Genomic DNA, 23,076 nt, shown 5'->3' on the forward strand with positions numbered 1-23,076 from the left:
CTTTCGGCGCCGCGGACCCGGAACACGCCCGCCGTACGGCCCGCCGCCCGGGGGATCCCGCGGGACGCCCGCCGTGCGGCCCGCGCTCCGGAGACGATCCGGCGCGGGCCGGAAGCGGTCAGGAGAGCTGGACCACCGCGCGGGCCCTGGAGAGCACGCGGGAGTCGCCGGACCGGGCGGTCAGCCCGACCAGCACGCGCTTGTCGTCGAGCTTCTCCTCGACGACACCGCTCACCGTGATGGTCGCCCCCTCGTCGTCGTCCGGGACGACCACCATCGAGGAGAAGCGCACGCCGTAGTCGACGACCGCTCCGGGGTCGCCCGCCCAGTCGGTGAGGAACCGGCCCGCCTGCGCCATGGTGTACATCCCGTGCGCGATGACGTCGGGCAGGCCGACCGCCTTGGCGAACCGCTCGTTCCAGTGGATGGGGTTGAAGTCGCCGGAGGCCCCGGCGTACATCACCAGGTTGGCGCGGCGGACCCGGTAGTCGGCGGCCGGGATCTCCTGGCCCTGCTCGACCTCGTCGTACCTGACAGTCGCGGCCATCTCAGCTCGCCCCTCCGCGCTCGACGATGGTGTTGTAGGTCGTGCAGACGGGCTCGCCGCCGACCGTGGTGACGTCGCTCCTGACCGTGATGAGCTCGTTGCGGCCCACGCTGCGGATGTCGGTCACGGTGGAGACGCTGACCAGCTCGTCACCGGCGTGGATCGGCCGGTGGTACTCGAAGCGCTGCTCGCCGTGGACCACCATGGCGAAGTTCAGGCCCAGCTCGGGGTCGGCCAGGATCGACCCGCCGGAGAGGCTGAACACGATGGGGAAGGTGGGCGGCGCGATCACGTCGGGGTGGCCGGCGGCCCGGGCCGCCTCACGGTCGCGGTAGACCGGGTTGTCGTCGCCGATCGCCGCCGCGAACTCCTTGATCTTCACGCGGCTGACCTCGTAGGGCGGGGAGGGCGCGGACGCCCGACCGACGAAATCGCGGTTCAGAGCCATCTTGCTCCTTTACGGTTACCGAGCTGGTGGGACCGACGGTAACAAGAGTCCTGCGCTCCCGCCCCGCGACCGGTCATCCAGAAACCGTAGCCCGGTCCGCGGGCGGCACCGGCTGTCGGGCGCGGTCAACGCCCGGCCGGGAAAGCTGTCCGGACACGACAACCGCCCGGACCCGGTGGCCGGTCACCTGTGGGACACGACGACCGGCTCGGCCGCGGCGACCTCCGGATGCGGCGATCGCCCGGCGCGGCGACCGGCCTGAACGCGGTGATCACCCGGACGCGACGAACCGGCGCCCGATGTCGGGACGCCGGTTCGTCGTCGGTATGGAATGCCGCTGAAGCGGGCCTCACCCGGTGGAAGACCGGTGGGCCTCGCCGGGAGACCTAGCGGGTCTCGCGGTGCGCCTGGTGCGCCTTGCAGTTGGGGCAGTACTTCTTCAGCTCAAGCCGATCCGGGTCGTTGCGCCGGTTCTTCCGCGTGATGTAGTTGCGGTGCTTGCACTCCTGGCAGGCCAGCGTGATCTTCGGCCTAACGTCGGTGGCAGCCACTTGGGAGTGCCTTTCTACGTTCGGGACTGGGACAACCCACACCGATGCCCCTGCTGGGAGACCGGGAGGGTAGTAGCGGAGGCCGGACTTGAACCGGCGACACAACGATTATGAGCCGTTTGCTCTGCCTGACTGAGCTACTCCGCCTTGAGGCCGACTGACATCGGCCGACCCCGATAGGATACCTGACCCGCGGAGTGACTGCGCACTCGTGCAGGTCGGGGCCCTTGTTTCCGGGTTTCCCCAGTATGCCCGCCCGCACGCCGGGAGTCACCGGAGTTTTCCGGCCTCGTGAGCCCCGCCCGGACCGGGCTCCCGCCGTCGGCGGGTCCTCCCTGATCGCGGGTCAGATTACCAGCGGCGGGAGATCGGCGCGAACCACCGCGCCCCGCCGTACGCCACCGTACGCCACCGTACGGCGGTCCGGCACCCCGTCCCGGCCGGCCCCGGACCCCCGGAACCCCGGACCGGCGTACGGCGGACGCCCGTCCCGCGAGCCGCCGGTCGGTAGGATCCGGCCGTACACGATCAAGAAAGCGCACGATCGGAGAATCCGGCGCCGAGCCGGAGATCCCGTCCGGGAGGGCACCGTGATCGACGAGACCGAGCTGAGGCACCTGCGCCGCTGCGTGGAACTGGCGGCCGAGGCCCTGGACGAGGGGGACGAGCCGTTCGGCTCCGTGCTCGTCGCCGCCGACGGCACCGTCCTCGGCGAGGACCACAACCGGGTGGCCTCCGGCGACCACACCCGTCACCCCGAGTTCGAGCTGGCGCGCTGGGCCGCCGCGAACATGACCCCGGAGGAGCGGGCCGCCGCGACCGTCTACACCTCGGGCGAGCACTGCCCGATGTGCGCCGCCGCGCACGCCTGGGTGGGCCTGGGCCGCATCGTCTACGTGAGCTCCTCCGAACAGCTGTCGGCCTGGCTCGCCGAGCTCGGGGTCCCCGCGCCGCCGGTGCGGACGCTGCCGATCCACGAGATCGCCCCGGGCGTCGTGGTGGAGGGCCCGGTCCCCGACCTGGCGGAACAGGTCCACGACCTCCACCGCCGCTTCCACTCCCCCCGCTGACCCGCTCCCCGTCCGCCGATCGCTCCGGCCCGGCAGGTCAGCTCTCTCCGACCGGCCCGGAGTAACCGAGACGAGAGGTCTCCGCGGGGACGACCATGTCGGCGATCTCGACCGGCCTGCCTTCGGCGAGGTAGGTCCGCTCGACGGTCAGGACGATGGATCCGGCCGCGATGCCGAGTTCCTTCGCCTCGTGCGGACTGGCGGGGCGAGCACCGACGTCCTCAACCCAGTCGTCCACGGCGATGCCGATCTCAGCCATGCGGTGTGTCACTCCGTGACCGGCGAACGGCCCGTCCTCAGGGAAGGCGATGACCGTGCCTTTGGTGAGGTTGAGCGGTTCGTAGGAGTCCGACAGCATCCACGGCTGGTCGTCCGCGGTGAAGACATAGTGGGTGTGCATGACATCGGGCATGCCGCCCTGCGGATCATCGAGACCGAGCCGGGCCCTCACGTCAGGCGATGCCTGGATGGTCGCGGACTCGTACCGCCAGGCGCCCTTGCGACCCTGTCCCAGCATGTCCGCGGCGAAAGGGGAACCGGCTCGGCGTTCACGGTGCCAGGAGCGGGTGACGCGCCGTACCTTCGGCTGCTCTTTGACGTACACACCGGCGCCGGGCCGGGAGACCACATGACCTTCTTGCGCGAGCTGGCGGATCGCCTCGCGGACGACTCCTTCCGCTACGCCATGTTCAGCCGCCAGATCCTGGCGGGCGGGGAGGCGCGTCCGGGGCGGGAGTTCACCTGTGACGATTTGCCGCCTTATGTGTGCGGCGAGTTGCAAATACCGAGGCTGATCCACGCCACCAGCTTGACAGCCGGATATCCGGCTTACAAGCTGGCTATACCAATCATGAGCCGGATATCCGGATCGCTTTTCCCTGGGGGTGACTCATGCCGACCTTCGCTCAGGATTACGCCTCCCTGCCGAGCAGCACGGAAGCGGCCGTACATCATGCCCGCGCGGTCGTGAACGACCACCAGCCCCACCGCACCGCCGACGCGGAACACATCATCCGCGCGTTCTTCACCGCCGCTCTCGCCCGAACCGGGCCCGAGGGCAATATCAGCCTCATCACGACGGTGACCTCCAACAAGATCCGCTTCGAGATTCACGACGCCGACGCCCCCGTCCCAGGCGCGGAGACCGACCCTGAAGCACACCGCGTCATCTCCGACCTGGCCGACCGGTACGGCTCCCAGGCGACCCGCGCCGGGCACATGGCATGGGCCGAGTTGCACAACCGTCGGGCGGTGACCACGTGACCCGCGGCGAACCGACCGCGGAGTGCCGGCACTGCGGCTGCGAGCTGGAGCGCATCCCCGGCCGGAACGGACCCGTCCACCTCCGGCGGATCCGCCGTGGCGACGTCGACCGGGTGCCCTGCGAGGGCGATGGCTCACCGGATCGCAAGCACGAGCTGGAGACGTCCTCCGTGAACGACACCGGGTGAGCCGTCGAGGACCGTCCCGCAAGCGGCTGCGAGGTCCTCCCAGAACGTCCGGCGCGTGGAACGCCCCCGTTGCCCGTGCGCCGGACCCGGCCCGCCTCACATCCCCCGAGGCGAGCCGCGCCGGGCGTCCGGCGCGCGTCTTCCCCGATCTCATGCGCGCCGGACGTCCGGCCCCGCGGACCGGCGGAGAGTCAGCGGTGCGAAGGTGTCGTGAAGGCGAACGCCCGGCCCCGCGACCTCACGGCCCGAGCGGGTTGAAGGTCGTCGTACAGATCTCACACACAACAAGAAACGCCCGGCCCCGCGATCTCGCGGTCCGGGCGATCTGTCGTACTGGAGTGGAGCCCCTTTACGGAATCGAACCGTAGACCTTCTCCTTACCATGGAGACGCTCTGCCGACTGAGCTAAAGGGGCCTGTCCGCTGCGCTTTCGCGCCTGCCGACAGGTGTAACCATACACGGCTCCGGACCGGGATGCGAAATCAAACGGGAGCTACCGGATCACGACGTCCCGGCGGACTCCGCCTCCACGCGACGCCGCTCAGCGGGGGTTCGATCCTGTGAGTTCCGCCTGATCCTGTCCGGGCGCGGCGTCAGGTCGGGATGGATTCACCGACGCCGTGGACCAGCCGGGGCAGGCTCAGCAGCCGCCTGGCACGGGCCAGCAGCGCCAGGCCCGCCACCGCGACGGCGGCCAGCACCGCCAGCGGCCAGACGAGCTGACCGGGATATGTGATCATGGTGCCGAGCGCGCGGAAGTAGGTGACGTCGTGATCGGAGGTCAGCGTCCGCAGGTCCGCGCCGCCCAGGGCGCGTGCCAGCGCCAGCATGGTGCTGCCGTGGTGTTGCAGGCTGCCCCGGCCGAGGTTGGCGATGGAGTCGCCCGCGGTGTGATACAGCGAGGAACGCTCGATGTAGGCGAAGTTCATGCCGGTGAAGCCGGCCTTGGTCAGCGGTGTGAAGTCCGTGTTGTTGGGCAGCAGCCGATACAGCTCCACCATGGCGGAGTGGCCACGCGGCGCGGGGACGGCGCCGGTGAACGTCTCGACCAGGCGGGCGTTGTTCGCGGAGGTCTCGAACATCAGCGAAGGGCCGCTGACCCCGCGCGCCTCCCAGTTCAACAGCACGCCGCCGGCCTTGCCCAGGGCGTGCTCACGGACGAAGGCCTCAGCGCCGAGCACTCCGTCCTCCTCACCGTCCGACATGAGCAGCACGATGTCGTTACGCAGGCCGGGGCCGCCGCGCAGCGCCCGGATGGTCTCGAGCATCGCGGCCACCGCGGCGCCGTCGTCTGAGGCACCCGGCCCCATGGCTGCGGAGTCGTAGTGCGCGGCGATGAGCACGGTGCCGGTCGAGTTCGTTCCGCGCAGCCGGCCCACGATGTTGTCGACTCGGCCGAACGTCGCCAGCCCCGCCGCGGAGCGGGCACCGACCGAGCGTTGAATCTCGACCTCCAGCCCTGCCGCTCGCAGCTGCCCGGCCAGGTGGTCCCGGGCCCGGTCGCCGGCCGGGCTGCCGATGGGTCGTGGTTCGGCGGCGAACTTCTTCAGGTGAACCAGGGCGCGCTCGGCGCTGAACTGGTCGTTCGGGGCGGTGGCCGGCAGGGGTTGCATGGTGCTGTCCGCCATGGCGGTCAGCATGATCGCTGCGACCAGGACGAGCAGGGCTGCCAACCCGGCCGTCGGCCGCCGCGGCGCGTCGAACAACTTTCCAATCATGATCAAAAACGGTAGATCGATCCGCTCGCCCGGCGGAATGAGGCGCCCGCCCGTTTGAACCTGCGGTTTTCCACATTCCCTGCACGACCGTAAGGGGTATGATCCAATTTATTCGGTTACCGGGGCGAGGTGAAGTGTGCGGATCTCCATCACCGACTACACGGTCGGGGCGACCATGGCGGGCGAGCTGGCCAACACCTCGCCCACCGTGCAGGCCGCGGCGGGCGAGGCCCTGCCGACCCCGGACGCGTTGATGGAGTTCCTCACAAGGCACGGGCTGCGGCTCGACGCCGTGGCGGACGGGCGGCCGCCGACCGGCGACGACGTCCGCGAGGTTCACCTGCTGCGCCGGGAGGTGCGCGGCGTCGTGGAGACCGAGACGGAGAGCCAGGCCGTCGCGGGCGGCGCCGTGCTGGCCGGGCGAGCGGGGCTCAGGCCGGTGCTGGATCGCGACCCCGGCGGACGATGGCAGTGGTACGTCCCGACCAGGCCGGACGCGCCGCTGGCCGAGGAGTTGGCCACGCTCATCGGCATCGGGCTGCTCGGCACCGTCCGGGCACTCGGGCACGACCGGTTCCGCGCCTGCGCCGCCCCGGGCTGCCGCGGGGTGTTCGTCGACATCAGCCGCGGGGGACGCCGCATCTACTGCAGGCCCGACGTGTGCGGCAACCGGATCAATGTCGCGAATCACCGCGAACGGCGGCGGCTTGACAACACCGCTCACTGAAGAAGACAGCACCGCTCACCGAAGAAGACAGCTCCGCTTTCCGAAGGACGTGAAGAGAACCCCATGAACGGTTCCATGGACGGCACGACAGCCCATCCGGTGAGCGGGCCACCGCTCATGGGTGCTTTCCGGCTCCCCGACGGCACCTGGATCCGCGGCCGCGGCCTTCGCCATCCTCTGCCGGAAGGGCCCCTGCCCGGTTTCGGCCTTTACCTGGGCTCCGACGGGCTCCGCCGCCGGCACGAGGGTGAACTGCGGTGGCCGCACGCGTGGATCCAATGGCCCGATTTCCTGCTGCCCCGCGACCGCGGCATGGCCGTACAGCAGATCCGTGCACTGTACGAGCGAGCGCGGGCCGGCACCGCGGTGGAGGTCGCCTGCGGAGGTGGCATCGGCCGCACCGGCACAGTCGTCGCCTGCCTTGCCGTCCTGGCCGGTCTCGACCCGGCCGACGCCGTCGCCTGGACACGCGAGCACCATCATCATCGGGCCGTTGAAACCCCATGGCAGCGCCGCTGGGTGCTGCGCTTCCCCCCGCCCCTCCGCCCGGATTCACGCGGCTGAGCCGCTGACCTCGAAACATCACGCCGAAGCCCATCGCCACCGGAGCGAACTTCAGCGCCCTCGATTTCGTGGCCGCTCAGGTGCCGAGGTAGCGCAGCACGGCCAGGACGCGGCGGCTGTAGCCGGTGGTGTGCGACAGTTCCAGCTTGTCGAACAGGGCGTTGACGTGCTTTTCCACCGCGCTCTGCGACACGTGCAGGGACCGGGCGATCGAGGCGTTGGTCATGCCCTGGGCCATGAGCTCCAGCACCTGGCGCTCCCGGGCGGTGAGCCGGGCCAGCGGGTCGGCGTGGGTGGTGCGGGCGAGCAGCCGGCGCACCACCTCCGGGTCGAACGCCGTCCCGCCCGCGCCCACCCGCTCCAGCGCCTCCAGGAAGTCACCGACCTGGGCCACCCGGTCCTTGAGAAGGTAGCCGACGCCGTCGATGCTGCCGCCCATCAGCTCGGCGGCGTACCTCTTCTCGACGTACTGCGACAGCACCAGGACCCTGACCTGCGGCCATCGCCGCCGGATCTCCAGCGCGGCGCGCAGACCCTCGTCGGTGTGGGTGGGCGGCATCCGCACATCGGCCACCACCGCGTCGGGCCGCTCACCGTCCACCGCCGCCAGAAGCGCGCCGGCGTCACCCACCGCGGCCAGGACGTCGTGGCCCTCCTCCTTCAGCAGCCGCACCAGGCCCTCACGCAGCAACGCCGAGTCCTCGGCCAGCATCACACGCACGGCAGTTCCGCCTCGATCACGGTCGGCCCGCCGGGCGGGCCGGCCACGGTGAACCGGCCGTCCAGCGCGGCCACCCGCCGAGCCAGCCCGGTCAGACCGCCGCCGGCGGCGTCGGCTCCGCCCATACCGTCATCCTCCACTCGCACGATGACCATCGTGCCCTCCCGGCGCACCTCAATGGTGACCAGGGTGGCCCCGGAGTGCTTGGCGGCGTTCGTCACAGCCTCACTGGCCACGAAATAGGCGGCGGTCTCCACCGCCGCCGGGGGCCGCTCCGGCAGCTCGCAGGCCACCGTGACCTTGACCGCGGCCCGCTCGGCCACCCCGGCCAGCGCCTCGGCCAGCCCGTGCGCGTCCAGCCCCGACGGGTACACCCGCCAGGCCACCTCGCGCAGCTCCACCAGCGTCTGCTGGGCCTGCTCGTGCAGCTGTTCCAGCAACTCCGGGCGGCCTCGGCGGGCGCGTCCGGCGAGCATGGACAGCGCCACCAGCCGCTGCTGCACCCCGTCGTGGAGGTCACGCTCGATGCGCCGCCGTTCGGCGTCGACCGCCGCGACGACACCGGCGCGGCTCTCGGTCAGCTCGGTGATCCGCCGCCGCAGCGCCTCAGCCGGGTCGGGGGCGAGCAGCCGTACGGCCAGCCGCCGCTCCAGCGCCTCCACCCCCACCAGACCGCACACGTCCAGAAACAGCAGAACGAAGCCCAAGAGGCTCAAGTAGGCCGTCAGCAACGGGCTGGGCAGCATGCCGTCGAACGCCTCCCCGTGCCCCCACGACCACGCCAACATGACCGCCAGGCGGAAGCCGATCACGAGCAGCAGCACCACGATGCCGCCCAGCACACCCACGGAAATCCGGGCGGCCAGGTAACGCAGCTCACCCTCCTCGTTCCTGCCGGGGAGGTCCAGGCGCAGCCGCCACAGCTCCAGCCGGGTCAGCCACGAGGCCGCCGCGCGTACCGCGGGACGGCCGGCGAACGGCGCCGTCACCAGGACGAACAGCAAGCCCACGAGGGCGGTGACCGCGCCGGCCGCCACCGCCCCGACGAGCCGCAGCCCGCTAACCGCCCAGCGCATACCGCTCCTTGCGCCGCTCACTCGACCGCACGCCCACGAAGACCGCCACGGCCGGCGCGACCGCGACCCCGGTTCCCGCCGCGCCGAGCATTTCCATCAGGTGAGTCAGCCGTTCCGTCACGTGTCAGAGACTAGAAACGGTCAGGGTGTGGCCACCATGAGGCGGATGGCCGTTCAGGGGTGCGGGAAACCACAGCTGCCGTGGCCTGCCTGGCCGGGGCCGGTCGGTTCATGACCGAGGCCGACGTGGAATGAGCCGGGCCACCGCGAGCGGCGTCATTGAGTACCGTCCTTAGTGACCTCCAAGTAGCCCATAAGTGGATCCCCCCAGTCTGGATCCGGCACCCCGTCCGGACCTACCGAGGAGACCCCCGCCATGACCGCCGACGCCATGACCCCCGAGCTTCTGGGCTTCCAGCTCACCCACCGCGCCATGCGGGGCGACACCCGCCGCCTGGCCGTGCTGGCGGCGGAGCTGACCGAAGGCCGCCAGAGCGCCGACCCGGCCCGCGCCCGGACCGTCTCCGAGTACATCAGGACCCTGTGCGCGGGCATCCACCACCATCACACGATGGAGGACCGCGTCCTGTGGCCCGTCCTCGAACGGTCCGCCGGGGCCGAGGTGGACCTGCGCGACCTGAGCGACGACCATTCCTCGCTGGACCCGCTGCTGAACGAGATCGACGGCCAGGCCGCCGCGTTCGCCACGACCCGGGACGCCTCCGCCCTGGCCTCGTCGCTGACCCGGCTCGCCGACCTGCTCGACGAGCACATCGAGGAGGAGGAGCGGCTGCTCTTCCCCGTCATCGCGAAGTACGTCTCCGTGGCCGACTGGAAGAGGGTGGAGGACGCTGTCCGCAAGGGCACCAAGCCCGGTGTCGAGCTTCCCAGGATCGAGCAGTACGCCCGGCCCGAGGAGCTTGCCCGGCTGCGCAAGTTGGCCGGGCCGATGCTGACGGTGCTGCTCGCGGTGTTCCGCGGCGGACACCGCCGCCGCCAGCGGCAGATCTTCGGCCCTCTGGCCGTATGAGCCGGGAGCGGCCGGGTGAACCGGATGAGCCGGGAGGCGGGAGCGGGCGGGAACCGGAAGCGGCTCCGCCGTACCCGTCGCCGCGCTGATCCGCTCCCGAACCGGCGGCGGTACGGCGAGGCGGCGGGGCGACTCACCGTCCGCCCGTACGGCCCCCGCCCCGCCGGGCCCTCGACTCCTCCGCCCGCCGGGTCGCCTCGGCCGCCCGGCGGGCCCAGTGCGGGGAGCCGAGCCGTTCGGCGACCCGTTCCGCCGTGGCGTAGTGGGCGGACCCGTCCCGGCCCAGCGCCTCGGCCAGGTCGCCCAGGATGTGGGCGACCGGCCCGAGGGTGACCGACCCGCAGTGCAGCCCGGCCGCCTCGCCGTCCCAGGGCAGCAGTTCCTCGTAGCAGCGCCCGGCCGTCGGCAGGTCGCCCAGCGCGACGGCGTTCTCGGCCCGCAGCGCCGTCTGGACCAGCCAGTAGTAGTCCTTCCTGACCCGCCGGTCCGGCTCCCAGAACGTCCGGGCCTCCTCCGGCCGGCCCTCGGCCACCAGGGCCCGGGTCAGGATCTCCGAGACGTCGGACGGGACGAGGCGGTACATCGCCATGATCTCCGGGATGTCCTGCGGCAGGCCGCCCGCCAGCCGGGCGACGAAGCGGCCAATGACGCCCGCGCCGGCCGCGTTGGCGCCTCCGGCCGCGGCCATCCGCTCGGCCGCCGCCGCGTAGGACCGCTCGGCCCCCGTGAAGTCGCCCGCGATCAGCAGGAGCAGGGTGTCGAGCATCGACAGCACGCTCAGCGCCAGCCCGAGCTGGCCGCCGGTGGAGTGTTCGAGCGCCCGGTCGGCGTGGTGGCGGGCGGCGGCGAGGTCGCCACGGCCCAGGCTCACCATGTACAGGGCGTGGTGGCCCTGCATCTCGTAGCCGGGCAGCCCGGCCTCCCCGCCGAGCTCCACCAGTTCCCGGCCCACCGCCTCCAGCTCGTCGCGCCGGTGCGGCGTCAGCAGGACGAAGTAGCGTGCGTTGAGCGCCAGGCAGACCAGCTCGGCGCGGCCCAACCGCCGGGCCAGCCGCAGCGCCTCCGCGCCGGCCCGCTCGCAGGTGTCGTCGTCGTGCCCCTCCAGCTCGAAGGTGAGCGTCGCGAGCAGCCGGCAGCGGGTCTCGTCGTCGGTCCCGGCGGGGTCCGCCAGCGCCTCCCGTACCGCCGCGACGAACACCTCGTCGACCTGCCTGTACGGCTGGATGGACCAGGTCACCGGGGCCTCGTAGCAGGTCAGCGCCCGGGTCATGCCGGCGCCGAGCCGACGCGCCGCCTCCATCGCCCGTTCCCGGTGGCACCGGGCGGCCATCACGTCGCCCTCGTGGGCCTGGACGCCGACCAGGCCGCAGAGCAGGTCGAGCCGCCGGTCGTCATCGTCCCCGACGAGGTCGAGCGCGCCCCGGTAGAGGAACCCCGCCTCCCGGTAGGCGTGCATGGCCGCCGCCTTCCGGGCCGCCGCCACCACGTACGGCACGGCCCGCCCGGCCGTTCCCGGCGTGGCCGCGGCGAGCGCGTGGTGGCCCAGCGCCGAGACGTCCCCCGGCCGGACCCGCTCCAGCGCGTCGAGGACCCTGCCGTGCAGCCGGGTACGGCGGATGCGGGGGGTGTCCTCGTAGAGCGTCTCGCGCACCAGCACGTGGGCGAACCGGACCCGGCCCGGGGCGGGCTCGTCCAGCAGCCCGGTCAGCACTCCGGCCTCCAGCCCCTCCAGCAGCGCGTCCTCGTCGGAGCCCGCCATCGCGAGCAGCACGTCCACGTCCACGTCCCGGCCGACGATCGCCGCGTCCCGCAGCGCGGTCGCGGCCGTGGCGGGCAGCCGGGCGATCCTGCGCCGGATCAGGTCGCGCACCCCGGGCGGCAGCGCCCTGGCCGCCGCCATCCCGTCCGTGCTGATCAGCCGGGCGGTCTCGGACACGAAGAGGGGGTTGCCGCCGGTCCGTTCGGCCACCGTACGGGCGATGACCGGGTCGACGTCCAGCCCGGAGCGTTCCCGCAGCAGCAGGGCCACCTCGTCGCCGTCCAGCCCGCCCAGGTCGAGCCGGTGGCTGCCGTGCCCGGCCAGCGCCGCCCAGGTCGCGCCGAGGTGGTCGGTGGCCTCGGCCGGGCGGTAGGTGGCCAGGAACATGATCCGCGCCGCGGCGGGCCGTACCGCGAGGTGCCGCAGCAGGCCGAGCGTCTCGTCGTCGGCGCGGTGCACGTCCTCCAGGACGACCAGCACGCGGACGTCCTCCCGTACGGCCCGCGAGAGGTAGTCCTCCACGGCCCTGGCGAGGTGGAACCGGCCCGTCGCCGGGGCGTCGTCGGTCAGCAGGGGCGCGAGCCGCGCCGCCATGTCGTCGCCGGGGGGCAGCTCCGCGGTCAGGCGGCGCAGGATCTCGCTCCACGCCCACGCGGGCGGCGCCCCGCCGTCGGTCTCCGGGCACTGCCCGGTGGCGGTCAGCCATCCGCGGCCCGCCAGCCTCCGCGCGAACGCGCCGGCCAGGGCGCTCTTGCCCGCCCCCGCCTCGCCGCCCAGCCAGACCGTGCTCGGCCCGGAGTCTTCGGAGACGGCTTCCAGCCGGGCGAGCTCCGCCGTACGGCCGACCAGCCCGCCGTCCGGCTCCCCCTGCCCGGGGGCGCGCGGCGCGGCCGGGGAGGGGGCGGGCGCGTCCCGGCGGGGGAAGACCGCCACCCCCCGGCCGTGCGGGGGGACGTCGGAGTCACGGCGGCGGGGGAGGGCGGTCCGTTCCCGGGGGCGGGCGGATCCGGCGTGGCGCGGGGAGCCGTGATGCGAGGAGTGGTGGCGGAGGGAGTCGGCGTGGCGCAGTATGTCGGCCTCCAGCGCGCGCAGCGCGGGCCCGGGGTCGACCCCCAGCTCGTCGGCGAGGGTCGCGCGGGCCCGGCGCAGCGCGGCCAGCGCGTCGGCCTGCCGTCCGGCCCGGTAGTGCGCCAGCGCGAGCAGCCGGACGGCGTTCTCCCGCAGCGGGTGGGCCCGGACGTGCCGTTCGAGTTCGACCCCGGCCTCGCGGCCGAGTGCCAGCAGCGCCTCGGCCCGGTGCTCCACCGCGACCAGGCGCAGCTCCTCCAGCCGCGCCGCCTCCGGTTCGGCCCACCGCTCGTCGGCGAACTCGGCGTAGGCCGGTCCCTGCCACAGCCCCAGCGCCCGGTCGGCGAGGTCGAGTGCCCGGTCCCCGTCGTCCTCGGCGAGCGCGGCCGCGGCCGCGTCGATCAGCCCCGGCAGCAGCCAGGCGTCCACCCGCTCCGGTTCCAGGCGGAGGCGGTAGCCGGGCGCGGCGCTGACCAGGACGGTGGCGGGCGCCCGGGGCGGACGGCCGGGTTCGAGGACCCTGCGCAGGTTGGACACGTACACCTGGAGGGCGGCCAGCGCCCGGGGAGGGGGGTGCCCGCGCCAGAGGTCGTCGATGAAACGATCGGTGGAGACCACGTGCCCGCCCGCGGCGACGAGCCGGGCCACCACGGCTCGCTGCCGGAAGGGGCCGAGGTCCGCCGGACCACCGTTGATCTCCGCCTGGAGCGGACCGAGAACGCGCAACATAGCAAGGGCAGCGTAAGCGGTCCGGATTGCCGTTGGATTGACGTCGTCCGGCAGCATGATGCCGTACGGTTCCGGGATCCGGCCCGGGGATCCGGCTCAGGGGTTCGACAGCGAGGAGCGAGATGCCGCACGACCGGCGCGTGGAGACGATCCGGGCGCTCGACGAGAGCGACCGGCGGCACTGGTACTGGCACGGCGTGGACGACGACGGCCACGTGTGGCTGTTCGACGCCGTCATCGACGACGGCGGGGAGTACTGGCCGGTCAGGCATGCCGAGCTGGGGTCCGACGGGGTGGCCCGGCGGTACTCGTGGCGGCACATCGAGGACGAGCACGGCTTCCTGGCCGAGGGGCCGATCTATCCCGACGACTTCGGCCTGACCAAGCTGACCGCCGAGGAGTTCGCCACGCTGTGGGCCGCGCTCGACCGCTGACGGTTTCGGCCGTTGACGGGCCTGACCGCTGACAGGAACGGCAGAGGCGGAGACGGCAGACGGCAGACGGTGGCGAGGGACGGAGAACCGGCGACGGGCACGGACCGGGGAAGGGGCGCGGAAATGGAAGAGGGGACGGGAGTCCTCATCTCTTCCCGGTGACGACTCCGTTCTCGAAGGTCCGGATCACGGCCGGCGTGACGCCGTGGCGGGGCAGCTGCCCCTTCTCCGCCGCCTCCCAGCCGGTGTAGACGAGTGCCCACAGCACCTGCTGGATCCACTCCGCGCCGAGCCCGGGGTCGAAGACCCCCTCGGCCTGGCCGCGTTCGATGAGGCCGAGCGTGGTCGGCACCGACGGGTCGGGCTCGAAGTCGAAACAGCCCGTCGCCTCCTCCAGCACACGTGGGTCGCCGAACAGGAACGCCAGCCGGTCGCCGACGTCCACCATGGCCGCGATCAGCCTGCGCATGGCCTCCAGCGGCGGCCCCTGGTCGATCGCCGCTCCCGCCGTCGATCTCTCGACCACCTGGAAGGAGTCGGTGACGGCCGCGTCGACGAGCACCTTGCGGTCGGGGAAGTAGCGGTGCAGCGTGCTGCGGCCGACCTGGGCGGCCTCGGCGATGTCGGCCAGCGTGGCGCCGCGGTCGCGGGCGAGGACCGAGGCCGCGGCGCCGAGGATGGCGCGGCGCGTGCGGCTGCGGGTTCCGGACTCCGGAGTGTCGCTCACCAGCGAAGAGTAACAGTACGCCCCATAAGGAGACATCGAAGCTTGTTTTTGAGACATCAATGTCCCACTATGGAGCGATGACATCCTTCGCAGTCGTCGCCGAGGGCTTGCGCAAGCGCTACGGCGACGCCGACGCCCTCGACGGATTCGACCTGGCCGTGCCGGAGGGCACGGTGTACGGCCTGCTCGGCCCGAACGGCGCCGGCAAGACCACGGCCGTCCGGATCCTGACCACGCTGCTGCGCCCCGACGCGGGCCGCGCCGTCGTCGCAGGGTTCGACGTGGTCACGCAGCCCGACCGGGTACGGCACGGCATCGGCCTGGCCGGGCAGCAGCCGACCGTGGACGAGATCCTCACCGGCCGGGAGAACCTGGAGATGTGGGGGCGGCTGTACCACCTCGGCGCGGCCGCCGCCCGCCGCCGGGCCGGGGAACTGCTGGAGCGGTTCGGGCTGGCCGAGGCGGCCGGGAAGCGGGTCAGGCACTACTCCGGCGGCATGCGCCGCCGCCTCGACCTGGCCGCCGCCTTCATCCTGGCCCCGCGCGTGCTGTTCCTCGACGAGCCCACCACCGGGCTGGACCCGCGCAACCGCAACGAGGTGTGGCAGGCCGTACGCGGTCTGGCCGAGGCGGGCAGCACGGTGCTGATGACCACGCAGTACCTGTTCGAGGCCGACCAGCTCGCCCACCGGGTCGCGGTGGTCGACGCGGGCCGGGTGATCGCCGAGGACACCCCCGAGCGACTCAAGTCCACGGTCGGCGGCGACCACGTCGACCTGGTTCTGCGCCAGGCCACCGACCTGGCCGCGGCCGCGCGCGTCCTGGCCGGGGTCGCCGGCGCCGAACCGGTTACCGATCACGACGCCCTGCGCCTGACCGTCCCCGTCCGCGACCGGATCGCCGCCCTGACCCGGATCATGCGGGAGCTGGAGGAGGACGGCGTCGAGGTGGAGGACGTCGCCCTGCGCCGTCCGACGCTGGACGAGGTGTTCCTCAGCGTCACCGGCGCCTCCGGCGCTCCCGTCGGCGGTGACGGCGGTGGCAGCGGTAGCGGCGCCACCGGAGGAAGGACCACGGCGGGGAGGACCGCGGCATGACCGTCCTCCCCCTCACCCCCGCGCTCCCCCGCACGCGCCGCGAGCGGCTGAGCTGGACGCTGGCCGACGGGTGGACGATCGCCCGGAGCAACCTCATCCACTGGACGCGCAACCCCGCCGCCGTCCTCAACGTGCTGCTGTATCCGATCGTGATGGTGCTGCTGTTCGGCTACGTCTTCGGCAGCGCGATGAACGTCGCCGGGGGCGGCGACTACCGCGAGTTCCTGATGCCCGGGATGTACGCCCAGTCGATGACCATGGGCGTGATGACCACCATGATCGTCGTCGCCACGAGCTCCGCCCGCGGCGTCACCGACCGGTTCCGCTCGATGCCGATCTCCCGGGCCGGGGTGGTGCTGGGCCGTTCCTTCGCCGACATGGTCAACTCCGTGCTGGAGCTGGCCGTCCTGCTCGCCTGCGGGCTGGTGGTCGGCTGGGGCTGGCACCGGGGCGCGGGCGCCGCCCTGGCCGCCGTCGGTCTGCTGCTCCTGCTGCGCTTCGCGCTCATCTGGGTCGGCATCTACGTCGGGCTGGTGCTCACCCCCGAGTCGGCGAGCGCGGCCTGGATGCCGCTGTTGCCGATCACCATGCTCGCCAACACCTTCGTCTCCCCCGCGCTGATGCCCGGCTGGATGAGGGTGATCGCGGAATGGAACCCGCTTTCGGCCACGGTGGCCGCCTGCCGGGAGCTGTTCGGCAACCCTGGCTGGGGCGGCGACTCCTGGGCCGCCCAGCACGCGCTGTGGCTGGCGATCGGCTGGCCGGCGCTGATCACGCTGATCTTCCTGCCGCTGTCGGCGCGCCGATACCGGCGGCTGAACAGCTGATCCACCGCTCCCGCCGGCCGCCGGCCGGCGGCGGCTCTCCTGATCGCGCCCGCCCATGACGGGTGCGGTCACCCCGCCGGCGCGGTCACTTTCCTCCGGCGCGGTCGAACTCGGCCTGGGTGTCGAGGATCTCGAACGCGTGGTCCCGGATCCAGCCGAACAGCTCGGCCAGCGGCTCGCCGGTGCCCCTGCCGAGCGGGGTCAGGCCGTAGGTGACCTTCGGCGGCGTGGACGGCTCCACCTCGCGCCAGACCAGGCCGTCGCGGACGAGCGTGCGCAGCGTCTGGGAGAGCATCTTCTCGCTGATCCCCTCGATGCGCTCACGCAGCTCGTAGAACCGGAGGTCCTCCCGCTGGAGGGCCATCAGGACCCACACCCCCCACCGGCTGGTGACGTGGTCGAGCACGACCCGCGCCGGGCAGTTGCTGTGAAACACCTCACTCATCGTGCCGGGCGTCCACTCGGTGACCTGCATGCGTCCCTCCATGTCGTGAGCTTACCTTGAGGTACGTACTTCCCGAAAGTAAGCCCCCTCCCTAGCGTGAGCTTCCACACCACACGCCTGCTGAGGAGCTTTTCATGATCGTAGTAACGGGAGCCACCGGGAACGTCGGCCGGTCGCTCGTGCGGGCGCTCGCCGAGGCCGGCGAGCGGGTCACGGCCGTCTCGCGGCGGCCCGCCGACGGGGGCCTGCCGGAGGGCGTCCGGCACGTCCCGGCCGACCTCGCCGACCCCGAGAGCCTCCGGCCCGCGCTGGACGGCGCCGACGCGCTGTTCCTCCTCGTCGCCGGGGAGGACCCGGACGGCGTTCTCAAGGTCGCCGCGGCGGGCGGCGTCCGGCGGGTCGTCCTGCTGTCCTCCCAGGGTGCCGGGACGCGCCCGGAGTCCTACCCCCACCCGCGTGCGTTCGAGGACGCCGTACGGCGGTCCGGCCTGGAGTGGACGATCCTGCGGCCGGGCGGCTTCGCCTCCAACGCGTTCGCCTGGATCGAGCCGATCCGCGCGGCGCGGACGGCCGCCGCGCCGTTCGGCGACGTCGGGATCCCGTTCGTCGACCCGCAGGACATCGCCGAGGTCGCGGCCGCGGTCCTCCGCGAGGAGGGGCACGCGGGCCGTACGTACGAGCTGACCGGACCCGCGCCGACCACCCCGCGGGAGCGGGCGCGGGCCATCGGCGCCGCGCTGGGAACCCCGGTGCGGTTCGTCGAGCAGAGCCGCGAGGAGGCCCGGGAGCAGATGCTGCGGTTCATGCCCGAACCCGTGGTGGAGGGCACCCTGTCCATCCTGGGCGAGCCGTCGGAGGCCGAGCGCCGGGTGAGCCCGGACGTCGAGCGGATCCTCGGCCGAGCGCCGCGGCCCTTCGCCGACTGGGCCGCCCGCAACGCCGCCGCCTTCCGCTGACCACCCGCGCACCGCGCCCTCCAGCGGCCCGCGCACCCCTGACGCTCCGGCCTCCGCGTCCCCCACCCGCCCCGCGCATCCCGGCGCCGGGTGTCCCCCGCCCGTCCGGAGGGTCCTCCCGAGGGCCCGTCCGGCCACCCCACCCGCACATCGACAGTTCGCGCGCCAGGCGCGGAAAGGCACGGCATGCCCACCGCACACGTTCTCGACTCGACGATCTTCTACCGGGAGACCGGCACGGGGACCCCGATGGTCTTCCTGCACGGCAACCCGACGTCCTCCCACCTCTGGCGGCACGTCCTGCCCGCCGTCGGCGGCCCCGGCCGTCTGCTCGCACCCGACCTGATCGGCATGGGAGACTCCGGCAAACCGGACATCGAATACGGCTTCGACGACCACAGCCGGTACCTCGACGCGTGGTTCGACGCGCTCGGCCTCGACGACGTCGTGCTGGTCGGGCACGACTGGGGCGGCGCCCTCGCCTTCGACTGGGCCGCCCGCCACCCCGGCCGGGTCCGGGGCGTCGCGTTCACCGAGACCATCGTCAAGCCCATGACCTGGGAGGAGTTCCCCGAGGGCGGCCGCCCGCTCTTCCAGGCGATCAAGACACCGGGCGTGGGCGAGACGATGATCCTGGACGACAACGCCTTCATCGAGCAGGCGCTGCCCGGCACCGTGGCCACCCCGCTGACCGAGGAGGACCTCGACGTCTACCGCGCGCCGTACCCCACCCGGGAGAGCCGGCGGCCGCTGCTGAGCTGGCCGCGGGCGATGCCGCTGGGCGGGGAGCCCGCCGACGTCGTGGCCAGGGTCGCGGCCTACGGCGAGTGGCTGGCGGCCAGTGCCGACGTGCCCAAGCTGCTCGTCACCTTCGAGCCCGGCCCCGGGACGATGATGGGCCCGGAGATGATCGACTGGTGCGCCGCGAACATGGCCGCCCTCGACGTCGACAGGCGCTCCGGGGTCGCCGGCCACCACACCCCGGAGGACCGGCCCGCCGCGCTCGCCGAGGCGATCGCCACCTGGTCCGACCGATACGGCCTGCGCCGCGCCGCACGGAGCTGACCACGTGGCCCCGCGGCCCGGCCGTCCGCGGCGTAGCCTGTCCTCCTGTGAGCACCGAGGTGACCTACTCCGCGCCGTCCCGGCCGACCGGGGCGTCCGTCGTGACCCCGGACGGCGGGAGGGCACCCGTGAAATCCCGTGGAGCCGGGACCTCCCGTCGGACTAGGTTTCCGTCATGCCCGAACTCGAGCGGCTCCGCTGGCAGCTGGACGTGTCCTGGTCGTTGCTCTCTCATCACCTTGAGCGGGTGACCGACGAGGAGGCCCTGTGGGAACCCGCGTCGAACTGCTGGAACGTCCGTCGCCGGCCGGACGGGACGTGGGCGGCCGACTGGGCCGTGCCGGAGCCCGAGCCGATCCCGGTGACGTCGATCGGGTGGGTGATGTGGCACATCGGCTTCTGGTGGAGTCACGCGCACGAGCAGTGCTTCGGGGACCCCGGCGCGGCGGCCGACTGGTCGCGGGCCGCGGCGGTGACACCGTGGCCGGGAGACGTGGCGTCGGCGATCGGATGGCTGAACGGGTGCCGTGACCGCTGGGCCGGTGCGCTGGGTTCCCTGGACGGCGCGGAACTGGGCTCCACCGAACGAAGCCGCTGGTTCGCCGACGGGACGCTCTCCCTGGGACATGTGCTCGCCTGGGCGAACATCGAACTGATGAAGAACGCCGCGGAGATCGGATCGCTGCGCCACCTGTACAACGCGGACCGGGGCTGACGAACGGCACGGACGGCGTGACACGGAGTGATGCCGACGCCACCGTCCAGGAGGTCATCACAGGCTGGCGGGCCACTGCCAGGATCAAGGCCGGCCCCGCGCAGTACGACAAGGCTCGCCGGCCCACGAACGGAGACTTCGGGCCGGTACGGGTTTCACCACCCCGTCGCGGGCCCGCCGGACTCCCGGGGACGCCCCGGGGAGAGGCGGGCGGCGACGGTCTCCAGGAGGGCGACCACCTCGGCGACCCGCGCCGGGTCGTCCGTGTCCAGTGCCTTGGCGAGCGGGCCGTCGATCGGCGTGGCCCGCACCTCGGCCACCCTCTCCGGCACCTCGGGAGCGACCTGGACGAGGGTGCGGCGGCGGTCGGCGGGGTCGGGGCGGGTCACGACGGCGCCGACCGTTCGCAGCCGCCCCACGGCGGCGGAGACCGCGCTCTGCGGCAGGCCGGTGCGCGCGGCGATCTCGCCGATGGAGGTCTCCGCATGGTCGCGCAGGTCGGCGACGACCACCAGGACGGTGCGGGTGCCGGTGGTCTGCGGCCCTATGCCCTCGACGGGCATGGCCTCCTCGCCGATCTTCATCAGCGTGCGGCCGAGCAGGAAGAGGTCGACTCCGTTCATGCCGTCAAATTTACATCAAAAAAGATGCATCAAGTCTGATACATTCCGGCCGTGAACGGAATCCTCCGCGTCCCCGGCGCCCGTCTCTACTACGAAGTCCACGGCACCGGCCCGGTGCTGCTCATCTCCCAGAGCGGCGAGGGCGACGCCCGCCGTACGGTCGACCTGGTGGACCGGCTCGTCGCCGACCACACCGTGGTCACCTACGACCGGCGCGGCCTGTCGCGCAGCGTCCTGGACGACCCCGGCGCCGGCGTCACCATGGCCGAGCACGCCGACGACGTCCACCGGCTGCTCGCGGAGGTCACGGACGCGCCCGCCGACATGCTCGGCTGCAGCTTCGGCGCGGTCCTCGGCCTGCACGTGGCCGTCGATCACCCCGGCAGGATCGGAACGCTCATCGCCCACGAACCCGTCGCCCCCGCCCTGCTCCCGCCCGCGGAGCGCGACCACCATCGACAGGAACTCGCGGACCTGCAGCGGCTCTACCGCGATCAGGGGCTCGCCGGAGCCGTCGCCGAGATCGCCGCGGTCCTCGGCATCAGGCTCGGCGAACAGCAGACCGAGCCGGGGCTCACCCCGCACCCGATGGACGACCGGCGCCGGGCCGACTTCGACTTCTTCATCCGCAACGACTTCGGCGCGGTCATCGAGGACACGCTGGACGTCACCCTGCTCAAGGACACCGCCACCCGCGTCGTCCCCGCCGCGGGGCGCACCACCCCGCGCCACGTGTTCGACCACCGGTGCGCGCACGAACTGGCGGCCCTCGTCGGCGCCGAGGTGGCGGAGTTCCCCGGCGGGCACAACGGCAACCTCACCCACCCGCGCGCCTACGCCGCCCGCATCCGCGAACTGCTCCGCCCCTCCTCCTGACCCGTCCGCCGAGGGAGTGCGCGGTGTGGAGGGATCAAGACTCGATGCCGGCCGGTACCAGGCCCAGTTCGTACGCGAGGACCGCCGCGTGCGTGCGGTCGCGGGCGCCGAGCTTGCCCAGGACGTTGGTCACGTGGGTCTTGACCGTCTCCCTCGACACGTGCAGCACGGCGGCGATCTCCGGGTTCGCCTCTCCCAGCGTGATGTGCCGCAGCACCTCCAGCTCGCGCGGGGTCAGAGCCACCCGGGGCCGCTGGCCGGCGCCGCGCGCGTGGGCCGAGGCGATACGGCGGAGCGCGCCGGGGAAGAACACCGCGTCACGCGAGTGCACCAGGCGGACGGCCTCCACCAGTTCGCTCGCGGGGGCGCGTTTGAGCACGTAACCGGCGGCTCCGGCGCGCAGCGCCCCCCACACGAGCCGGTCGTGCTCGAAGGTGGTGACCACGACGACGCGGGTGGATGGAGAACGGCGGGACAGCTCGGCGGTGGCGGCCAGGCCGTCCATCACCGGCATGCGGACGTCCATCAACACGACGTCGGCTCCCGCGCCCGCCTCGACGGCCTCGCGTCCGTCCGCGGCCTCGCCCACGACGGTGAGGTCATCGTGCAGGGAGAGCAGCGCGGACCACCCCTCGCGGATCAGCCGGTCGTCGTCGGCCAGCACGACGCGGATCACAGGGGAAGCCTCGCCCGGACGCGCCAGGTGGCGTCCGCCCGTTCCAGCGTGCACGTCCCTCCGGCCAGGCGGGCCCGCATGTGCATGCCGAGCAGGCCGCGCCTCCTTCCGGCGGGAGCGGACCCGGCATCGGTGCCTATGCCGGTGTCGGTGTCGGTGTCGGCGGCCGCGTTCTCCACGGTCAGCACCAGGTCGCCGGCCACGGCGACGTCGAGTGTGATCGGGCCGCGCCCGTGGCGCAACGCGTTGGTGAGCGCCTCCCTGGCGATGGCGTAGGCGGCGCGCGAGGTCGTCTCCGGGATTCCGTCGAGACGTCCGGCGCTGACCCGCACGTCGAGCCCGCGGGTGAGGGTGTGGAGCGAGCCGAGCGTGGGCGTCCGCGCGGCGTCGTCCCCGTCATCGAGGACGCCGAGCACCACATCGAGCTGTTCCTGGGCCGAGCGGGCCGCGTCCACCAGGTGATCCAGCGACCGCGCCGCCCGAGCAGCGTCCGCTTCCGTCAGGTGGTCCAGCCGCCGCGCCGCCCGCGCCAGGTCCGATTCCGAAGCCGGTTCCGGGTCCGGTCCGGGCCGCCGCAGCGCGGCCTGCGCCGCCATGCCCTGCACCAGGACGACGCTCAACGCGTGACCGACCGAGTCGTGCAACTCCAGCGCGAGGGACTGGCGGCGGCCGAGCTCCTCCAGCGCGCCGGAAGGCTCGGCGCGCAGCAGGCGACGGGCCGTCCACCGCTGGCCGAGTCCGGCGGCGGCCAGGAGGGCCAGCACGACGGCGGTCAGGGCGAGCGTCCCGGCCGCCTCGGCGGGGTTCCCGCTCCACCGCTCGACGTCACCCAGCCTGACCAGCCCGGGAGACAACAGCAGCACACCGGCGCCCAGCGTGGCGCCGCCGTACAGATGGAGACCCGTCAGTGCGGCCAGGTACAGCCGGTCGGCCCTCGGCGGGACCTCGACATCGAGGAGTTCCTGCAGCGCGACCGCCTCGATGCGCCGTACCAGCGGGACGGCGGCGAGCAGCGCGGCGGCGGGCAGGCACACCGCCCACAGCGCCAGGACACGCGCCGGCGTCCGCTCGGCGAGGACCACCAGGCCGAGCACCACCGCCACCGGGGTCAGCAGGGCCGCGCCGAGTGCCTGGTAGACCGCCGCCCGCACGACACGTCCGGTGGGTCCGTTCACG

General features: G+C 72.8%; 27 protein-coding genes and 2 tRNA genes. 13 read left to right on the plus strand and 16 right to left on the minus strand.

The features are described 5' to 3' along the window. Positions 1-118 precede the first annotated feature (118 nt). From ACFYSC_RS18065 to ACFYSC_RS18080, 4 genes are all read right to left on the minus strand, one after another. Entirely contained in the window at positions 119-547 is a 429-nt protein-coding gene (locus tag ACFYSC_RS18065; protein WP_389962435.1) for a MaoC family dehydratase, read from the minus strand. A gap of 1 nt (position 548) precedes the next feature. Then, positions 549-995 (minus strand): MaoC family dehydratase N-terminal domain-containing protein, encoded by a 447-nt coding sequence (locus tag ACFYSC_RS18070; RefSeq protein WP_389962438.1) that lies wholly within the window; start codon positions 993-995, stop codon positions 549-551. 386 nt (positions 996-1,381) lie between these two features. Continuing rightward, on the minus strand, positions 1,382-1,546 hold the full coding sequence (gene rpmG, locus ACFYSC_RS18075) for a 50S ribosomal protein L33 (protein ID WP_350957462.1): 165 nt from the start codon (positions 1,544-1,546) through the stop codon (positions 1,382-1,384). Between the two features lie 73 nt (positions 1,547-1,619). Next, positions 1,620-1,693: transfer RNA gene (locus ACFYSC_RS18080), tRNA-Met, on the minus strand. Between the two features lie 443 nt (positions 1,694-2,136). Here ACFYSC_RS18080 and ACFYSC_RS18085 point away from each other — a divergent pair. Further along, complete coding sequence (locus ACFYSC_RS18085) at positions 2,137-2,616, plus strand: nucleoside deaminase (RefSeq protein WP_389962441.1); 480 nt, start codon at positions 2,137-2,139, stop codon at positions 2,614-2,616. Between the two features lie 37 nt (positions 2,617-2,653). Here ACFYSC_RS18085 and ACFYSC_RS18090 read toward each other — a convergent pair whose 3' ends face one another. Further along, positions 2,654-3,415: a GntR family transcriptional regulator gene (locus tag ACFYSC_RS18090; RefSeq protein WP_389962444.1), complete on the minus strand. Its 762-nt coding sequence runs from the start codon at positions 3,413-3,415 to the stop codon at positions 2,654-2,656. Positions 3,416-3,507: 92 nt separating this feature from the next. Here ACFYSC_RS18090 and ACFYSC_RS18095 point away from each other — a divergent pair, with 92 nt between their 5' ends. Next, positions 3,508-3,879, plus strand: coding sequence for a hypothetical protein (locus ACFYSC_RS18095; protein ID WP_389962447.1), 372 nt, complete (start codon positions 3,508-3,510; stop codon positions 3,877-3,879). Then, positions 3,876-4,067, plus strand: coding sequence for a hypothetical protein (locus ACFYSC_RS18100; protein ID WP_389962450.1), 192 nt, complete (start codon positions 3,876-3,878; stop codon positions 4,065-4,067). Before ACFYSC_RS18095 ends, ACFYSC_RS18100 begins: the two co-directional genes overlap by 4 nt. Positions 4,068-4,406: 339 nt before the next feature. Here the strand turns inward: ACFYSC_RS18100 and ACFYSC_RS18105 are convergent. Continuing rightward, positions 4,407-4,482 (minus strand) — tRNA-Thr (locus tag ACFYSC_RS18105). 178 nt (positions 4,483-4,660) lie between these two features. Then, positions 4,661-5,785 (minus strand): M28 family peptidase, encoded by a 1,125-nt coding sequence (locus ACFYSC_RS18110; protein WP_389962452.1) that lies wholly within the window; start codon positions 5,783-5,785, stop codon positions 4,661-4,663. 136 nt (positions 5,786-5,921) lie between these two features. On the opposite strand from ACFYSC_RS18110, the gene ACFYSC_RS18115 reads away from it, so the two are divergent. Together ACFYSC_RS18115 and ACFYSC_RS18120 are read left to right on the plus strand one after the other, a co-directional pair. Beyond that, a complete protein-coding gene (locus ACFYSC_RS18115; RefSeq protein ID WP_389962455.1) occupies positions 5,922-6,512 on the plus strand; it encodes a CGNR zinc finger domain-containing protein in 591 nt (196 codons plus the stop codon). Between the two features lie 63 nt (positions 6,513-6,575). After that, positions 6,576-7,076 (plus strand): protein-tyrosine phosphatase family protein, encoded by a 501-nt coding sequence (locus ACFYSC_RS18120; protein ID WP_389962458.1) that lies wholly within the window; start codon positions 6,576-6,578, stop codon positions 7,074-7,076. A gap of 76 nt (positions 7,077-7,152) precedes the next feature. Here the strand turns inward: ACFYSC_RS18120 and ACFYSC_RS18125 are convergent, their stop codons facing one another. The 3 genes from ACFYSC_RS18125 to ACFYSC_RS18135 are packed head-to-tail and all read right to left on the minus strand — an operon-like array spanning position 7,153 to position 8,994. Continuing rightward, entirely contained in the window at positions 7,153-7,797 is a 645-nt protein-coding gene (locus ACFYSC_RS18125; protein ID WP_389962461.1) for a response regulator, read from the minus strand. Beyond that, entirely contained in the window at positions 7,788-8,873 is a 1,086-nt protein-coding gene (locus ACFYSC_RS18130; protein WP_389962464.1) for a sensor histidine kinase, read from the minus strand. Before ACFYSC_RS18130 ends, ACFYSC_RS18125 begins: the two co-directional genes overlap by 10 nt. Beyond that, the gene (locus ACFYSC_RS18135; RefSeq protein WP_389962467.1) at positions 8,857-8,994 is read right to left on the minus strand and encodes a hypothetical protein; all 138 of its coding nucleotides are present in this window, start codon (positions 8,992-8,994) and stop codon (positions 8,857-8,859) included. Before ACFYSC_RS18135 ends, ACFYSC_RS18130 begins: the two co-directional genes overlap by 17 nt. A 255-nt stretch (positions 8,995-9,249) precedes the next feature. Between ACFYSC_RS18135 and ACFYSC_RS18140 the strand changes: the two genes are divergently transcribed. Further along, positions 9,250-9,903 carry a hemerythrin domain-containing protein gene (locus ACFYSC_RS18140; protein WP_389962470.1) on the plus strand — a complete coding sequence of 218 codons (654 nt, stop codon included), beginning with the start codon at positions 9,250-9,252 and terminating at the stop codon, positions 9,901-9,903. 133 nt (positions 9,904-10,036) lie between these two features. Here ACFYSC_RS18140 and ACFYSC_RS18145 read toward each other — a convergent pair whose 3' ends face one another. Next, positions 10,037-13,459, minus strand: coding sequence for a BTAD domain-containing putative transcriptional regulator (locus ACFYSC_RS18145; protein ID WP_389962473.1), 3,423 nt, complete (start codon positions 13,457-13,459; stop codon positions 10,037-10,039). 122 nt (positions 13,460-13,581) lie between these two features. Here ACFYSC_RS18145 and ACFYSC_RS18150 point away from each other — a divergent pair, with 122 nt between their 5' ends. Further along, positions 13,582-13,893, plus strand: a complete 312-nt coding sequence (locus ACFYSC_RS18150; protein WP_389962476.1) for a hypothetical protein — start codon at positions 13,582-13,584, stop codon at positions 13,891-13,893. A 145-nt stretch (positions 13,894-14,038) separates the two neighbouring features. Here ACFYSC_RS18150 and ACFYSC_RS18155 read toward each other — a convergent pair whose 3' ends face one another. After that, the gene (locus ACFYSC_RS18155) at positions 14,039-14,620 is read right to left on the minus strand and encodes a TetR/AcrR family transcriptional regulator (protein WP_389962479.1); all 582 of its coding nucleotides are present in this window, start codon (positions 14,618-14,620) and stop codon (positions 14,039-14,041) included. A 59-nt stretch (positions 14,621-14,679) separates the two neighbouring features. Between ACFYSC_RS18155 and ACFYSC_RS18160 the strand changes: the two genes are divergently transcribed. Both ACFYSC_RS18160 and ACFYSC_RS18165 read left to right on the plus strand, forming a co-directional pair. Further along, positions 14,680-15,717: an ATP-binding cassette domain-containing protein gene (locus ACFYSC_RS18160; protein WP_389962482.1), complete on the plus strand. Its 1,038-nt coding sequence runs from the start codon at positions 14,680-14,682 to the stop codon at positions 15,715-15,717. Further along, the gene (locus ACFYSC_RS18165) at positions 15,714-16,544 is read left to right on the plus strand and encodes an ABC transporter permease (protein ID WP_389962485.1); all 831 of its coding nucleotides are present in this window, start codon (positions 15,714-15,716) and stop codon (positions 16,542-16,544) included. Before ACFYSC_RS18160 ends, ACFYSC_RS18165 begins: the two co-directional genes overlap by 4 nt. Before the next feature lie 85 nt (positions 16,545-16,629). On the opposite strand, the gene ACFYSC_RS18170 is transcribed toward ACFYSC_RS18165, so the two are convergent. Continuing rightward, the gene (locus ACFYSC_RS18170) at positions 16,630-17,031 is read right to left on the minus strand and encodes a winged helix-turn-helix transcriptional regulator (RefSeq protein ID WP_389962488.1); all 402 of its coding nucleotides are present in this window, start codon (positions 17,029-17,031) and stop codon (positions 16,630-16,632) included. Positions 17,032-17,123: 92 nt separating this feature from the next. Here ACFYSC_RS18170 and ACFYSC_RS18175 point away from each other — a divergent pair, with 92 nt between their 5' ends. The 3 genes from ACFYSC_RS18175 to ACFYSC_RS18185 all read left to right on the plus strand — a co-directional run bounded on the left by ACFYSC_RS18175 (position 17,124) and on the right by ACFYSC_RS18185 (position 19,725). Continuing rightward, positions 17,124-17,945, plus strand: coding sequence for an NAD(P)H-binding protein (locus tag ACFYSC_RS18175; RefSeq protein ID WP_389962491.1), 822 nt, complete (start codon positions 17,124-17,126; stop codon positions 17,943-17,945). A 186-nt stretch (positions 17,946-18,131) separates the two neighbouring features. Then, entirely contained in the window at positions 18,132-19,010 is an 879-nt protein-coding gene (locus ACFYSC_RS18180; protein WP_389962494.1) for a haloalkane dehalogenase, read from the plus strand. A 175-nt stretch (positions 19,011-19,185) separates the two neighbouring features. Further along, positions 19,186-19,725 carry a DinB family protein gene (locus tag ACFYSC_RS18185; protein ID WP_389962497.1) on the plus strand — a complete coding sequence of 180 codons (540 nt, stop codon included), beginning with the start codon at positions 19,186-19,188 and terminating at the stop codon, positions 19,723-19,725. Positions 19,726-19,880: 155 nt separating this feature from the next. Here ACFYSC_RS18185 and ACFYSC_RS18190 read toward each other — a convergent pair whose 3' ends face one another. Continuing rightward, a complete protein-coding gene (locus tag ACFYSC_RS18190; protein WP_389962500.1) occupies positions 19,881-20,348 on the minus strand; it encodes a MarR family winged helix-turn-helix transcriptional regulator in 468 nt (155 codons plus the stop codon). Between the two features lie 51 nt (positions 20,349-20,399). Between ACFYSC_RS18190 and ACFYSC_RS18195 the strand changes: the two genes are divergently transcribed. Beyond that, complete coding sequence (locus tag ACFYSC_RS18195) at positions 20,400-21,224, plus strand: alpha/beta fold hydrolase (protein WP_389962503.1); 825 nt, start codon at positions 20,400-20,402, stop codon at positions 21,222-21,224. Between the two features lie 34 nt (positions 21,225-21,258). Here ACFYSC_RS18195 and ACFYSC_RS18200 read toward each other — a convergent pair whose 3' ends face one another. Together ACFYSC_RS18200 and ACFYSC_RS18205 are read right to left on the minus strand one after the other, a co-directional pair. Then, complete coding sequence (locus tag ACFYSC_RS18200; RefSeq protein WP_389962507.1) at positions 21,259-21,900, minus strand: response regulator; 642 nt, start codon at positions 21,898-21,900, stop codon at positions 21,259-21,261. Next, the gene (locus ACFYSC_RS18205) at positions 21,897-23,075 is read right to left on the minus strand and encodes a sensor histidine kinase (protein ID WP_389962510.1); all 1,179 of its coding nucleotides are present in this window, start codon (positions 23,073-23,075) and stop codon (positions 21,897-21,899) included. The genes ACFYSC_RS18200 and ACFYSC_RS18205 overlap by 4 nt, the downstream gene beginning before the upstream one ends. Position 23,076 lies beyond the last annotated feature (1 nt).

It is taken from the genome of Streptosporangium sp. NPDC004379 (assembly GCF_042873875.1).
In the GTDB taxonomy this organism is placed as follows: Bacteria; Actinomycetota; Actinomycetes; order Streptosporangiales; family Streptosporangiaceae; genus Streptosporangium.